This window comes from Geodermatophilus obscurus (assembly GCF_900143215.1).
GTDB lineage: Bacteria > Actinomycetota > Actinomycetes > Mycobacteriales > Geodermatophilaceae > Geodermatophilus > Geodermatophilus obscurus_A.
Window position 1 is genome coordinate 19,662 of sequence record NZ_FRDM01000016.1, and the last position, 13,558, is coordinate 33,219.

Genomic DNA, 13,558 nt, shown 5'->3' on the forward strand with positions numbered 1-13,558 from the left:
GTGCCGGAACGGCCACCCTGCAGGGTCCCGTGGGGCCCGTCTCGTGCACCGCCCTGAGCTCGCGAAGGGTGCGGAGGACGGGCCCCTTCTCCTAAGCGGCGCGGCGGACGGGCAGGGCCGCGGCGGCCAGCGGGGCGGCCGAGAACACCGCCGTCCCGCAGTCGGCGCAGGCCCACTCGGGGCACTCGCCGCCGTCCTCGGTGTGCCCGTCGACGCACGGCGGCTGGACGAACTCCCGGTCCCCGTCGCAGGACGGGCAGGCCCACACCCTGCCCTCGGCTGCGGCGGCCTCGAAGGACTGACCGGTCATGCGGAGGACCTCCCTGCGGTCGGTGCCGGGACCGTTCCGTCCCGCTGCTCCCGCGACGGTGGCACGGGGGTACGACAGGACCGCGGACCTCAGCCTGGCGTGTTCCCCCGGCCGGCCACCGGGTCGGGCACCGCACCGCGGACGGCGGCGCCCAGCGCGGTCTCCACCCGGGACCGCTGCTCGCTGCCGATCGGCTCCCCGGAGGGGTTGCAGACGTAGAAGTGGTCGGCGGCGTCGGCGCCGAGGGTCTCGATCCGCGCCGACGTGACGTCCAGGCCCTCGGTCGCCAGCGCCGCGGTCAGCCGGTAGAGCAGCCCGGCCCGGTCCCCCGCCCGGACCTCGACGATCCCGGTCGCGTCGCCGGTCACCTCGCCGTTGTGCCAGGAGATCCGCGGCGGCGTCGCCCGGGCGGCGTCCTGCCGGTAGTCGGCCTCCCGCTGCCGGAGCCGCTCGGCCAGCGGCAGCGTGCCCTCCAGGGCCGCCCGCACGGCGTCAGCCAGGATCGAGGCCACCGGCGCCCGCCCGAACCGCGGCCGGACGGCGAAGACCGCCGTGGCCCGGTCCCCCACGACGTTGACCTTGGCCGCGCGCACGTCGAGCTGGTTGAGCGCCAGCACCCCGGCCAGCTGGCTGAACAGGCCGTGCCGGTCGGGGCCGACGATGGTCACCTGCTGGCCGTCGGCGACGTCCTGCACGCCGACGGAGATGCCCCCGGCCGCGTCGGCCGGAGCCTCCGTGCTGACCTGCGGCTGCCCCGGGTGCAGGACCGGCTCGGGCTCCGGCACCGGGGTGCCGCCCAGCCGCGCCTGCACGCGGGCGACCAGCGCGGCGACCAGGTGCGCCTTCCACGGCGACCACGCCGAGGAACTGGTCGCGGCGCCGTCGGCCTGGGCCAGGGCGTGCAGCAGCTGCAGCAGCGCGGGGTCGGAGCCGATGGTCGCGGCCACCCGGTCGATGGTGGCCGGGTCGTCGATGTCGCGCCGGGTGGCCGTGTCGGGCAGCAGGAGGTGGTGACGCACCATCGCGGCCAGCGTGGCGACGTCGGCCGCGGAGAAGCCCATCCGGGTGGCGATCCGCGCCGCGATCGGCTCGCCGACCTCGCTGTGGTCGCCGGGCCAGCCCTTGCCGATGTCGTGCAGCAGCGCGCCGACCAGCAGCAGGTCGGGCCGGTCGACGTCCCGGGTGAGCTCGGCGGCGGCCGTGGCGGCCTCGACCAGGTGCCGGTCGACGGTGAACCGGTGCCAGGGGTGGCGCTGCGGCAGCGAGCGGATCCGGTCCCACTCCGGGAGGAGCCGGGACAGCAGCCCCTCCTGGTCCAGCTGCTCGAGCACCGCCACCGCGGCCCGGCCGCTGGCCAGCAGCCGCAGGAACGACCAGCGCACCTCCGCGGGCCACGGTTCGGGCACCGGCGGGGAGTGCACGGCCAGCACCTTGAGCGTGTACGGGGACAGCAGCAGGTCCTCCCGCGCCGCGGCGGCCGCGCCGCGCAGCACCAGGCCGGGGTCGGCGGCCGGGCGCGCATCACGGGCCAGCACCACCTCGTCGCCCTGGCGGACGACGCCCTCGGCCAGCGGCTCCCGGTGCACCCGGCGGTAGCGGCCGCGGGGGCGGCGGACCAGCGCGGCCTCCACCCGCCGCCACGTCTCGTCGGCGACGAAGGCCAGCCGGCGCCCCGCCAGGCTCACCTCGCGCAGCAGCGCGTCCTCGTCGGGCAGGCCGAGCGCGACGGCGACCGGGCGCTGCTCCTGCCGGACCAGCACGTCCGACGGCCGGCCCGCGCGCCGGCGCAGCTCGTCGCGGACGTCGAGCAGGAACGCGTAGGCCTGCTCGACCTCGGCGCTCGGCTCGTCGGCCAGCTGCGCGGCCGCGACCGCACGCAGCACCTGGCCCTCCCGGAGAGCGCCGTAGGCCTCCTTGAGGTCGGGCTCGAGGAGGAAGGCCAGCTCGCCGACCTGCCGGGCGCGGCCGCGGCGCAGGTCGCGCAGCTGGGGCAGCAGCCGGGACGCCGACTGCCGCCAGCTGCCGAGGGTGGCGGTGCGCAGCGCGGCGGCGAGCCCGGCGTCCCCGGCGACGAAGCGGACGTCGAGGAGCCCCAGCCCGGCCTTGACGTCGGTGGAGGCGACGCCGACCGCCTCGGGCACCGTGCGCACCGAGTGGTCCAGGCGCAGCCCGGCGTCCCAGATCGGGTACCAGACGGCGTCGGCGAGGGCGGCGATCTCCGGGCGCCCCTCGTGGACGAGGACCAGGTCGAGGTCACCGTGCGGCGGCGGCTCCCGGCGGCCCAGGCTGCCCACCGCCACCAGCGCGACGCCGTCGGGGCCGGTGCGCGGTGGCGGACCACCTCGTCGCGACCGCGGTGGCGGGGTGCCCGCGACCGCCTCGTCCAGGAGGCCGGCGAGCCAGGTGTCGAGCACCTCGCTGCGCTCGGCCCGCGGCAGTGCGGGCAGCGACCCGGTGTCCAGCACGTCTCCCCCTCGCTCCTTCGAGAACTCCGGTGGAACGGCGTCGGCCGGGGCGGCAGGTGCTCGACCCGCCACCCCGGCCGTTGAAGGACCCCCTGCCCCCACGGCTCGCGAGCTCGCCGCGGGCCCCTGCAGGGGGCCGGGTCTCAGAGCGCGTCGGCCCCGCGCTCGCCGGTGCGGACGCGCACGATCTCGTCGATCGTGGTCACCCAGACCTTGCCGTCGCCGATCTGGCCGGTCGAGGCGGCCTCGACGATGGCGTCGACGACGCGGGCGGCCTCGATCTCGCCGACCACGACCTCGATGCGCACCTTCGGCACGAAGTCCACCTGGTACTCCGCTCCGCGGTAGACCTCGGTGTGGCCCCGCTGCCGGCCGAAGCCCTGGACCTCGCTGACGGTGAGCCCGGCGATGCCGATCAGCTCGAGGGCGTTCTTGACGTCGTCGAGCTTGAACGGCTTGACGATGGCGGTGACGAGCTTCACGCCCGGCTCCCTTCGGTGGTGACGGTCATGCCCCGGGCCTCGTTGGTACCCGCCGGGTCCTGCGGCATGGCGTGCGCCTGGGTGCCCAGTGTCGCGGAGCCGCGTCCGCTGCCGCCGCCGAGGGAGTCGAGGTCGTAGCCGGTCTCGGCGTGCACGACGGAGTCGATGCCGGTGACCTCGTCCTCCTCGGCGACGCGGAAGCGCATGGCCTTGTGGATCACGAAGCCGATCCCCAGGGTGAGGACGAAGGAGTAGCCGAGCACCACACCGGCGCCCACCGCCTGCCGCCACAGCTGGTCGACGCCGCCGCCGTAGAGGAGACCGTCGACGCCGGCCGTGGTGGACGCGGAGGCGAGCAGGCCCACCGCCAGGGTGCCCCAGATGCCGCCGACGAGGTGCACCCCGACGACGTCCAGCGAGTCGTCGTAGCCCAGGCGGTACTTCAGGCCGACGGCCAGGGCGCAGACGATGCCGGCGACGAACCCGACGAGGACAGCGCCGACCGGGGTCACCGAGGAGCAGGCCGGGGTGATGGCGACCAGGCCGGCGACGACGCCGGAGGCGGCGCCCAGCGAGGTGGCGTGGCCGTCGCGCAGCTTCTCGATCAGCAGCCAGCCCAGGGTGGCGGCGCCCGTGGCGACCAGCGTGGTCACGAAGACCTCGGCGGCCTGCCCGTTGGCGGCCAGCGCGGAGCCGGCGTTGAAGCCGAACCACCCGAACCACAGGATGCCGGCGCCGATCATCACCAGCGGCAGGTTGTGCGGCCGCATCGGGTCGCGGCCGAAGCCGCGCCGCTTGCCGAGCACCAGGGCCAGCGCCAGGCCCGCCGCGCCGGCGTTGATGTGCACCGCGGTGCCGCCGGCGAAGTCGATGGCCAGCAGGTCGTTGGCGATCCAGCCGCCGGTCTCGGACTCCGCGCCGTCGAAGGCGAAGACCCAGTGCGCGACCGGGAAGTAGACCAGCGTGGCCCAGACGCCGGCGAAGACCATCCACGGGCCGAACCGGGCCCGGTCGGCGATGGCGCCGGAGATGAGCGCGACGGTGAGGACGGCGAACATCGCCTGGAAGGCGACGAAGGCCATCGAGGGCACCGTGAAGACCAGGCTCTCGGGCTGGAAGCCGCCGTCCAGACCGCTGGTGCCCAGCAGCGGGGAGAGCCCGGCGAGCTCCAGCGGGTTCCCCAGCAGCCCGCCGCCGATGTCGTCGCCGAAGGCCATCGAGTAGCCGTAGAGCACCCACAGCACGCTGATCAGGGCGAGCGCGCCGAAGCTCATCATCATCATGTTGAGGACGCTCTTCGCGCGGACCATGCCGCCGTAGAAGAGCGCCAGCCCGGGGGTCATGAACAGCACCAGGGCGGCGCTGGCCAGGACCCATGCGGTGTCGCCGGTGTCCACGGCAACCTCCTGACGGATCGGTGTGGCCGGCGTCGGACGCCGGCCACGGAGCGGGGCCGGGCGTCGGGGACGCCCGGGCCGGGGCTGACCGTCCCCCCTCCGCGGAGGGGGGCGTGGCGATCACCGTGCCGTCGGCACGTTTCGGCGACCGGCGCGCCACTGTTTCCGGGTGGTGAACTCCCGCCCGCGTGTCCGGGTCCCGTGTTCCGGCCGTGTTGCGTCGCGCTCCCGAGGAGCCCGTGGCGCCTTGTTGCAAGGAATGTGCAACTGCGAGAAGGCTGCAATAAGGTCGGCTCCAGTCGTCCGCCGCACCAGGCAGGACAGCCCCCCGGAGGAGGCAGCGTGCACGTTCCCGACGGGTTCCTCGACGCCCCGACGTCCGTCGCCACGGCGGCCGTGGCCGCCGGCGGTGTGGCCCTGGCGCTGCGCGGCGCCCGGCGCGAGCTCGACGAGCGCACCGCTCCCCTGGCCGGCTTGACCGCCGCCTTCGTCTTCGCCGTGCAGATGGTCAACTTCCCGGTCGGCGCGGGCACCAGCGGGCACCTGATGGGTGGGGTGCTCGCCGCCGTCCTGGTGGGCCCGTGGACGGCGGTGCTCTGCATGACCGTCGTGCTCGTGGTGCAGGCCCTGTTGTTCGCCGACGGCGGGCTGACGGCGCTCGGCACCAACGTGACCCTGCTCGGCCTGGTCGCGATCGCGGTGGGCTGGGCGGTGTTCCGCCTGCTCGCGGCGGTGCTGCCGACGACGCGCGGCGGCGTGCTGGCCGCGGCCGGCACGGCGGCCTTCGTCTCGGTGCCGGTGGCGGCGCTGGCGTTCGCCGGGCTGTTCGCGGTCGGCGGGGTCGCCGACGTGGCGGTCGGCACGGTGGCCGCGGCCATGGGCGGTGTGCACGTGCTCATCGGGCTCGGCGAAGCGGCCATCACCGTCGCGGTGGTCGGTGCGGTCCTCGCCGTGCGGCCCGACCTCGTCCACGGCGCCCGGGCGCTGCGCCGGGCCACGCTGCTGGCCGAGCGGCCCACCTCGGTGCCGGCGGGTGCCCGGTGAGCACGGCGAGGCGCGGCCGCAACCTCTGGGTCGTCGGCCTGGCCGTCGCCCTCGTCGTCGCCGGGGTCGTCAGCTGGTACGCCAGCGCCGCCCCCGACGGGCTGGAGTGGGCCGCCGAGCAGGCCGGCTTCCTCGACACCGCCGAGGACAGCGCGGCCGCGGCCTCGCCGCTGGCCGACTACGGCGTCTCCGGCGTCGGCTCCGAGCGGCTCTCCGGTGGGCTGGCCGGTGTCGTCGGCGTCCTGGTGACCCTGCTGCTCGCCGGGGGCCTCGCGCTGCTGCTGCGCCACCGCAGCCGGGACGCCGCGACCGCGGAGGACTGACGTGGCGGCGGTGCACGGCGGCGTCCTGGGGGCCGCGTACCTCGCCGGGGACAGCCCGGTGCACCGGCTGGAGCCGCATCTGAAGCTCGTCGCCGTCCTCGGCTTCGCGCTGGTCGTGGTGGCCACCCCCGTGCACGCCGCCTGGTCGTGGCCGGCCTACGGCGGGTACCTGGCGCTGGTGCTGCTCGCCGCCGCGGTCGCCGGCGTGGGACCGGCCCGGCTGGTCCGGGGGCTCGCGATCGAGGTCCCCTTCGTGCTGTTCGCCCTGTTGCTGCCCTTCGTGGCGCAGGGGCCACGGGTGGAGGTCGCCGGCATCGCGGTCTCCCAGAGCGGTCTGGTCGCCGCCGGCGGGCTGCTGGCCAAGGCGACGCTGTCGGTGCTCGCCGCCGTCGTCCTCTCCGCCAGCACCGAACCCCGGGCGCTGCTGGCCGGACTCGAGCGGCTGCGGCTGCCCTCGCTGCTCGTGCAGATCCTGATGTTCATGATCCGGTACGCCGACGTCGTCGGCGGCGAGCTGCAGCGGATGCGCGTGGCGCGGGAGTCCCGTGGGTTCCGGGGTCGCAACCTCGGTGCGCTGCGAGTGCTCGGCCCGGCCGCGGGGTCGCTGTTCATCCGCTCCTACGAGCGCGGGGAGCGGGTGCACCTGGCGATGCTGTCCCGCGGCTACACCGGCCGGATGCCGGGCGGACCGGTCGCGCCGGTGCCCGTGCGGGCGTGGCTGACCGCCCTCCTCCTCCCGCTGGGCGCGGCCGCCGTCCTGGTGACGGGTCTCCTCCTCGGGTGACCACCGCCGACTGCGAGGCGCCCTCGCTCCTCGTCGAGGACCTCGCCTTCGCCTACCCCGACGGGCACCAGGCGCTCTACGGCGTCGACCTGCGCGTCGAGCGGGGCGAACGGGTGGCACTGCTGGGCCCCAACGGCGCGGGCAAGACCACGCTGGTGCTGCACCTCAACGGCATCCTGACCGGCGGGCGCGGCAGCGTGCACGTGGCCGGCCTGCCGGTCGACCGGCGGAACCTGCAGGAGGTCCGGCGGCGGGTGGGCATCGTCTTCCAGGACCCCGACGACCAGCTGTTCATGCCTACCGTCGGCGAGGACGTCGCGTTCGGCCCGCGCAACCTCGGCCTGCCCGAGCCCGAGGTGCAGGCGCGGGTGGCCGCCGCGCTGGCGCAGGTCGGCATGACCGGGGCCGCCGACCGGCCGCCGCACCACCTGTCCTTCGGCCAGCGGCGGCGGGTCGCCGTCGCGACGGTGCTGTCGATGCACCCGGAGGTCCTGGTGCTCGACGAGCCGTCCTCCAACCTCGACCCCGCCGGACGGCGGGAGCTGGCCGAGGTGCTCGAGTCGCTGCCGGTGACGGTGCTGATGGTGACCCACGACCTGCCCTACGCGGTGCAGCTGTGCCCGCGTTCGGTGGTCCTGGACGGCGGGGTCGTGGTGGCCGACGGGTCGACCCGGGAGCTGCTCGCCGACGCCGAGCTGCTCGCCCGTCACCGGCTGGAGCTGCCCTACGGGTTCGACCCGCGCACCGTGCCCGACCGGGCTCCGGCCCGACGGGACTGACCGGTGGACGACGACCTGGTCGCGCTGCGCGCCTCCTGCGACCGGTTCCTGAGCAGCCACGGCGAGCGGGCGGGCGACCTGCTGGCCACCGTCCCGGCGGACACGGCGCTGGACCGCTACGGCGAGGGTGGCGTGGTCGCCGACCTGGAGGCGGAGGTGGCCGGGGTGCTCGGCCTGCCGGCGGCCGTGTACCTGCCCAGCGGCGTGATGGCCCAGCAGGCGGTGCTGCGGGTGCACGCCGACCGGCGCGGACGGCGCACCGTGCTGCCCCACCCCGAGTCCCACCTGGCCCGGCACGAGGAGCAGGCGCCCGAGCGGCTGCACGGCCTGTCCGTCGGCGACGCGACGATGGCGCTCCGCGACGACGAGGTGCGCACCGCGGTGGCGGCACTCGGACGTTGACCCGGCGTCGACCGGCCCGCTGCAGGACCCCGCAGGCCTTTCCCGGGCCCCGCCGGCCCCCTGCAGGGTCCCGCCGCGAGCCTGCGAGCGGCGAGGGGCAGGGGGTCCTTCCTCGAGGCGTGGGGGTCCTTCCTCAGTCGGCTCCGCCGACCAGCGCCTCGGCGAACGCCTCGGGCTCGAAGGGCGCCAGGTCGTCGGCGCCCTCCCCCAGCCCGACGAGCTTGACCGGGATGCCGAGCTCGCGCTGCACGGAGACGACGATGCCGCCCTTGGCGGTGCCGTCGAGCTTGGTGAGGACGACGCCGGTGACGGTCACCGCCTCGGTGAACACCCGGGCCTGCACGACGCCGTTCTGGCCGGTCGTCGCGTCGAGGACCAGCAGCACCTCGGTCACCGGCGCCACCTTCTCGACGACCCGCTTGATCTTGCCGAGCTCGTCCATCAGGCCGCCCTTGGTGTGCAGCCGGCCGGCGGTGTCGATCACGACGGTGTCGACCTCGCCCTCGATCCCGGTGCGCGCCGCGTCGAAGGCGACCGACGCCGGATCCGCTCCCTCCCGGCCGCGCACGGTGAGGACGCCGACCCGCTCGCCCCAGGTCTCCAGCTGGTCGGCCGCGGCGGCGCGGAAGGTGTCGGCGGCCCCCAGGACGACGCTCTTGCCGTCGCCCACCAGGACGCGGGCGATCTTGCCGACCGTCGTGGTCTTGCCGGCGCCGTTGACGCCGACGACCAGGGCGATCCCCGGCCGGCCGTCGTGCCGGTCCACGCCCAGCGAGCGGTCGAGGTCGGGACCGAGGACGGCGGTGAGCTCCCGGACCAGCAGCCGGCGCAGCTCCGGGCCGGACGCGGTGGCCAGCACCAACGACTGGGTGCGCAGCCGGTCGACGATCTGCTGGGTGGCGGCCACGCCGACGTCGGCCGCGAGCAGGGTGTCCTCGACCTCCTCCCAGTCGTCCTCGGTGAGCCGCTCGCGGGCGAGCACGGTGAGCAGGCCGCGCCCCAGGTTCGACTGCGAGCGGGCCAGTCGCGACCGCAGCCGCACCAGCCGGCCGGCCGAGGGCGGCGGGGTTTCGAAGACCAGGCCCGGCTCGGGCTCGGCCGGTGGGAGCACGACGTCCGGTGGCGCCTCCGGCGAGACGGCGTCCGGCTCGGCCGTCGTCCCCATCCCGCTGGCCGTCGCCCCCGACGGCCGTGGCGGCGCCTTCGTCTCCGGTGTCGGCGGGCGCGGCCGGGTGAGCGTGGTGCCGGTGGCGGCGTCGTCGTCCAGCCGGGTGGTCCGCCGGCCGCGACCGACGAGCAGGCTGACCCCGAGGACCAGCCCGACGAGCAGGATCGCGATCGCGATCAGCACGAACTCCATGGCCCTCAGTCTCCCAGCACCCGTGACGCAGGTCCGTGCGGAACCCTCGCGAGTGAGCCACCCTGGGCGGCATGCCGCTGCCCGGCCGGGAGAACCCGGTCCTCCTCCTCGGTCCCCTGCTGCGGCACGTCGACCCGGTGTCGGCCACCGTGTGGGTGGAGACCGACCGGCCGTGCGAGGTGGAGGTGCTCGGCCGCCGCGCCCGCACCTTCGCCGTGAGCGGCCACCACTACGCCCTGGTCGTCGTCGAGGGGCTGGAGCCGGGCAGCACCACGCCCTACGAGGTGCGCCTGGACGGCGAGCAGGTGTGGCCGGAGGCCTCGTCCACCTTCCCGCCCATCCGCATCCGGACGCCCGGCCGGCCCGGGCCGTTCACCATCGCCTTCGGCTCCTGCCGCTACGCCACCCCGAGCACCGTCGACGCCGACGAGGGCATCCCGCCCGACGCGCTGGACACCTACGCCGCGCGGCTGACCGGCCAGCCCGAGGACACCTGGCCCGACGCGCTGGTGCTGCTCGGCGACCAGGTCTACGCCGACGAGCTCACCCACGCGACCCGCCAGTGGCTCTCCCTGCGCCGGCAGCGACCGACCCCGCAGGACGCCCAGGTCGACGACTTCGAGGAGTACACCCGGCTCTACGCCGAGTCCTGGAGCGACCCCCAGGTGCGCTGGCTGCTGTCGACCGTGCCGTCGTCGATGATCTTCGACGACCACGAGATGATCGACGACTGGAACACCTCCGCCGCCTGGCGCCGCAAGGTGACCGGGCAGGACTGGTGGACCCGCCGGATCTGCGGGGGCCTGGTCAGCTATTGGGTCTACCAGCACCTGGGCAACCTCAGCCCGCAGGAGCTGGCCGACGACGAGACCTGGCGGGCGGTGCAGGAGCACCGGGACGACGCCGAGCCGGTGCTGCAGGCCATGGCCGAGGCCGCCGACCGCGACCCCCGCTCGGTCCGCTGGAGCTACGTGCGGCACTGGGGCGAGGCGCGGATGATCATGATCGACAGCCGCGCCGGCCGGGTGCTGGAGGAGTCCGCCCGCGGGATGCTCGACGAGGACGAGTTCGCCTGGGTGGAGGCGGCGATGCGCCGCGCCGTCGACGAGGGGGTCGAGCACCTGGTGCTGGGCACCTCGCTCCCCTGGCTGCTGCCGCACGCCATCCACCAGGTGGAGCGGTGGAACGAGACGCTCGTCCGGCGGCACCTGCGCCGTCCGCTGGGCTGGGTCTCCGAGCAGCTGCGGCAGGCCGCCGACCTGGAGCACTGGGCCGCCTTCGGCGACTCCTTCGAGCGGCTGGGCCGTGCCCTCGTCGGGCTGGCCCGGGGCGAGCAGGGCCGGGCGCCGGCGACCGCGCTGGTGCTCTCCGGCGACGTCCACCACGCCTACGCCGCCGAGCTGGTGCAGCCCGCCGACCTGAGCACCCGGGTGCACCAGCTGACCGTGTCCCCGCTGCACAACCAGGCGCCGCACCCGATCAAGGTCGGCTTCCGGATCGGCTGGAGCCAGTGGGCCCGGCGGCTGACGACGGGGCTGTCCCGGCTCGCCCGTGTGCGTCCGTCCGAGCTGGACTGGACCAAGCTGGCGGGGCCCTACTTCGGGAACCAGCTCGGCGAGCTGGTGCTGCACGACCGCGACGCCTCGTTCCGGCTGTTCGTCACCGACCGGGACGACGAGGGCCAGGAGCGGCTGCGGCTGGTCGTCGACCTGCCGCTGTCGAACCCGGTCCCCGCGGAGGTGACAGGCTGACGCAGGCGAGCGAGCTTGCGAGCTGACCATGGGCACAGCAGCGCCCGCGAACGGAGCCGACGAGCGCCAGCGAGGAGGATTCGTGAGCGACCCCCTGGGCACGAGGCCCGCTCCCGGCCCCGACCAGCCGCCGGTCCCGGTCCGGCTGGTCACCTACAACACCCACCACGGCGTCGGGGACGACGGCCGCCACGACCTGCCCCGGCTCGCCACGGTGCTCGCGGCCGCGGACGCCGACCTCATCTGCCTGCAGGAGGTGGACCGGTACTTCGGCGGGCGCAGCGAGGACGTCGACCAGGCCCTGCTGCTGTCCCGGGCGCTGGACATGCAACTGGCCTGGGGCCCGGCGATCGACGAGCCGCGCCGGGAGGAGGGGCTGCGCCGCCAGTACGGCAACGCGCTGCTGTCCCGGTTGCCCATCCTGGTCAGCGACGTGCACCCGCTGCCCGGCGGAGGCGAGCCGCGCAGCGCGCTGCGGACCATGGTCGAGCTCGACGGCGCCGCGCTGTGGGTGACGACCACCCACCTCTCCACCCGCTCGCCCGAGGAGCGCGCCGAGCAGATCGCCGCGATCGCGCAGCTGCACACCGAGTCGATGGAGACCGGCGTCCTCGTCGGGGACTTCAACGCCGATCCCCGGGCCCCTGAGCTGGCCCCGCTGACCGGGCGCTTCACCGACGCCTGGGAGCTGGCACCCGACCGCGAGGACCGGGCCGGCTGGCGGTTCTGGCAGGCCCGGCGCGGCGGGACGCACCCGGCCCGGCGTCCGCACCGGCGGATCGACCAGGTGTGGGTCTCCCCCGGGGTCGGCGTGACCCGCGCGCACGTCCTCGACGGCGCCGGCGCCTCCGACCACCTGCCGCTGGTCGTCGACCTCGAGGTCCGGTCGGGGGTCTGAGCTCGGCCGAGCTCGCGACGGCAGTCCGTTCACAGGGCGACGAGTTCGATGGCGTCGCTGATCACGCGAGCGAGACCGGGCTCTTGGTCGTCGAGGAGGAGTCCGGTCGTGTCGCGGACTGCGTCGCGGCGGACGGTCGTGGTGTCGTCGCACCTGACCACGCTCTCGAGCACGCTGAGCAGCTGGCGTTCCTCGCTGACCGGCCGCGCGTACGACGCACCTCAGACGTTCACGAGCCCGGGCGGCTGTCGAGCTCGGCCAGCAGCCGCTTGGGCGCTCGCGACCTCCATGCGTCCTCGACCAGTTCTACGAGTTCGTCCACGGGGATCCGCTCGAGCCGGGCCAGCACGACGGGGTAGCCGTCGAAGTGCGGGGTGGTGAGGAAGACGTCGGGGGCACCGGCGATCAGCGCGGCCTTGACGCCCTCGTCGGCCACGCGGATGCCGAGCAGCGGCTCGGTCTCATCCGGCGCTGCCTCGGCGAGAGCCCGGCGATCGGCCGACCGCAGCGGGCGGTCCCACACGAACGCCTTCCCGTGCACCCGCCAGGACGGGCACCCACCGTAGGAGGCGTGCTCGTCGGTGTCGGGCAGCGCCGCGACGAGGCGGCGGACGTCGTCCCAGGTGGCCATCGCAGCAGTGTGCTGCTCGCCACCGTCGGAGTGGGCAGCGCTCGGGCTCGGATGGCCGAGGCCGGGGCGACGCCAGCGGGAGTGGAGGATCCGCTCGCGGGCCACGCTGGGGGACGTGCCGCACTGAGGCCCGTGCCACGCGGGCGATGGGCTGCGGCGTCCGGCCGCGCCGACGAGATCGTCGAGGGCAGGGGCAGCGAGGACGGTCCGCGTGCTGCCTCGGACCAGTGCTGCGTGGGGTCGCAACGGTCTACCCCGACGAGGGCTCTCGGCCTCCGGAGGGATGACCAGCGCCTCACGGGAGGGAGGTGTCGCTGGTGCCGCACAGAGTGGGACCCGCGATGAGTGGTGAACTCGACGGCTCGAGCTCTCGGCGGAGGAGGAGCAGCTGACTCGGCGGAGTGACGAGCTGGCCCGGCGGCGCCAGGAGCTGCCGTGGGTTCGGGCCGAGAGCACAGGGGGCTGTCAGGAGGCAACCGGCCGCCGTCCCGGGAGGCACGCCAGAACCCGCGGCCACGGGCCACGGCGCTCCGTGGTGTGGGCTGCCTGCCGTCAACCCTGCGTCGCCGGATCGAGCTCGACGGCGTAGGAGGTGATGGCCGTGACCATCCCGTCCCGGAACTCATAGACGTCGCAAGAGGACACCACGCTCGTCGTGCCGTCCGCGTCCACGTACCGGCCGATGACGTCCACGGCAGCGGCGTTGTCGTCGGCGACCACGACGAAGCGGGTGAACTCGATCGTCGTCGTCGCCAGTTCGGCCAGCGTGGCCTCGCACGCGTCGACCACGGACTGCCGGCCGGTGACGACGCGCTGGCCGATCCGGGTCCAGCGGATGTCGGGAGGCAGGGCGGCGTAGGCGTCCCGGAAGCGGTGGCCGGAGAATGCCTCGGCGGTCTCGCGGAGCGTGGTCATGGCGGGTCCTCTCGTCG

At 75.2% G+C, this 13,558-nt stretch carries 15 protein-coding genes; 7 read left to right on the plus strand and 8 right to left on the minus strand.

Annotated features, from left to right (window positions below; all coding sequences use genetic code 11):
* Nucleotides 1-91 precede the first annotated feature (91 nt).
* The 4 genes from BUB17_RS15225 to BUB17_RS15240 all read right to left on the minus strand — a co-directional run bounded on the left by BUB17_RS15225 (nt 92) and on the right by BUB17_RS15240 (nt 4,654).
* Nucleotides 92-310 (minus strand): hypothetical protein, encoded by a 219-nt coding sequence (locus tag BUB17_RS15225; protein WP_072919372.1) that lies wholly within the window; start codon nt 308-310, stop codon nt 92-94.
* An 89-nt stretch (nt 311-399) separates the two neighbouring features.
* A complete protein-coding gene (locus BUB17_RS15230) occupies nt 400-2,775 on the minus strand; it encodes a [protein-PII] uridylyltransferase (protein ID WP_072919373.1) in 2,376 nt (791 codons plus the stop codon).
* A 143-nt stretch (nt 2,776-2,918) separates the two neighbouring features.
* Nucleotides 2,919-3,257 (minus strand): P-II family nitrogen regulator, encoded by a 339-nt coding sequence (locus BUB17_RS15235; protein ID WP_012950005.1) that lies wholly within the window; start codon nt 3,255-3,257, stop codon nt 2,919-2,921.
* Entirely contained in the window at nt 3,254-4,654 is a 1,401-nt protein-coding gene (locus tag BUB17_RS15240; RefSeq protein ID WP_072919374.1) for an ammonium transporter, read from the minus strand. The genes BUB17_RS15235 and BUB17_RS15240 overlap by 4 nt, the downstream gene beginning before the upstream one ends.
* 342 nt (nt 4,655-4,996) lie before the next feature.
* Between BUB17_RS15240 and BUB17_RS15245 the strand changes: the two genes are divergently transcribed.
* The 5 genes from BUB17_RS15245 to BUB17_RS15260 are packed head-to-tail and all read left to right on the plus strand — an operon-like array spanning nt 4,997 to nt 7,986.
* The gene (locus BUB17_RS15245; protein WP_175561379.1) at nt 4,997-5,698 is read left to right on the plus strand and encodes an energy-coupling factor ABC transporter permease; all 702 of its coding nucleotides are present in this window, start codon (nt 4,997-4,999) and stop codon (nt 5,696-5,698) included.
* Nucleotides 5,695-6,021, plus strand: coding sequence for a PDGLE domain-containing protein (locus BUB17_RS26900; protein WP_175561380.1), 327 nt, complete (start codon nt 5,695-5,697; stop codon nt 6,019-6,021). Before BUB17_RS15245 ends, BUB17_RS26900 begins: the two co-directional genes overlap by 4 nt.
* A 1-nt stretch (nt 6,022) precedes the next feature.
* A complete protein-coding gene (gene cbiQ, locus BUB17_RS15250; protein ID WP_072919375.1) occupies nt 6,023-6,805 on the plus strand; it encodes a cobalt ECF transporter T component CbiQ in 783 nt (260 codons plus the stop codon).
* Complete coding sequence (locus BUB17_RS15255; protein ID WP_072919376.1) at nt 6,802-7,584, plus strand: energy-coupling factor ABC transporter ATP-binding protein; 783 nt, start codon at nt 6,802-6,804, stop codon at nt 7,582-7,584. Before cbiQ ends, BUB17_RS15255 begins: the two co-directional genes overlap by 4 nt.
* A 3-nt stretch (nt 7,585-7,587) precedes the next feature.
* A complete protein-coding gene (locus tag BUB17_RS15260) occupies nt 7,588-7,986 on the plus strand; it encodes a beta-eliminating lyase-related protein (protein WP_072919377.1) in 399 nt (132 codons plus the stop codon).
* Nucleotides 7,987-8,119: 133 nt separating this feature from the next.
* Here the strand turns inward: BUB17_RS15260 and ftsY are convergent, their stop codons facing one another.
* Nucleotides 8,120-9,346 (minus strand): signal recognition particle-docking protein FtsY, encoded by a 1,227-nt coding sequence (gene ftsY / locus BUB17_RS15265; RefSeq protein WP_072919378.1) that lies wholly within the window; start codon nt 9,344-9,346, stop codon nt 8,120-8,122.
* 71 nt (nt 9,347-9,417) lie between these two features.
* Between ftsY and BUB17_RS15270 the strand changes: the two genes are divergently transcribed.
* Nucleotides 9,418-11,097, plus strand: a complete 1,680-nt coding sequence (locus tag BUB17_RS15270; RefSeq protein ID WP_072919379.1) for an alkaline phosphatase D family protein — start codon at nt 9,418-9,420, stop codon at nt 11,095-11,097.
* An 82-nt stretch (nt 11,098-11,179) separates the two neighbouring features.
* The gene (locus BUB17_RS15275) at nt 11,180-11,995 is read left to right on the plus strand and encodes an endonuclease/exonuclease/phosphatase family protein (protein WP_072919380.1); all 816 of its coding nucleotides are present in this window, start codon (nt 11,180-11,182) and stop codon (nt 11,993-11,995) included.
* A gap of 29 nt (nt 11,996-12,024) precedes the next feature.
* On the opposite strand, the gene BUB17_RS26905 is transcribed toward BUB17_RS15275, so the two are convergent.
* The 3 genes from BUB17_RS26905 to BUB17_RS15290 all read right to left on the minus strand — a co-directional run bounded on the left by BUB17_RS26905 (nt 12,025) and on the right by BUB17_RS15290 (nt 13,541).
* Entirely contained in the window at nt 12,025-12,168 is a 144-nt protein-coding gene (locus BUB17_RS26905; RefSeq protein WP_175561381.1) for a hypothetical protein, read from the minus strand.
* Nucleotides 12,169-12,224: 56 nt separating this feature from the next.
* Nucleotides 12,225-12,626 (minus strand): MmcQ/YjbR family DNA-binding protein, encoded by a 402-nt coding sequence (locus BUB17_RS15280; protein WP_072919381.1) that lies wholly within the window; start codon nt 12,624-12,626, stop codon nt 12,225-12,227.
* Between the two features lie 552 nt (nt 12,627-13,178).
* Nucleotides 13,179-13,541: a nuclear transport factor 2 family protein gene (locus BUB17_RS15290; protein WP_072919382.1), complete on the minus strand. Its 363-nt coding sequence runs from the start codon at nt 13,539-13,541 to the stop codon at nt 13,179-13,181.
* Between the last annotated feature and the right edge of the window lie 17 nt (nt 13,542-13,558).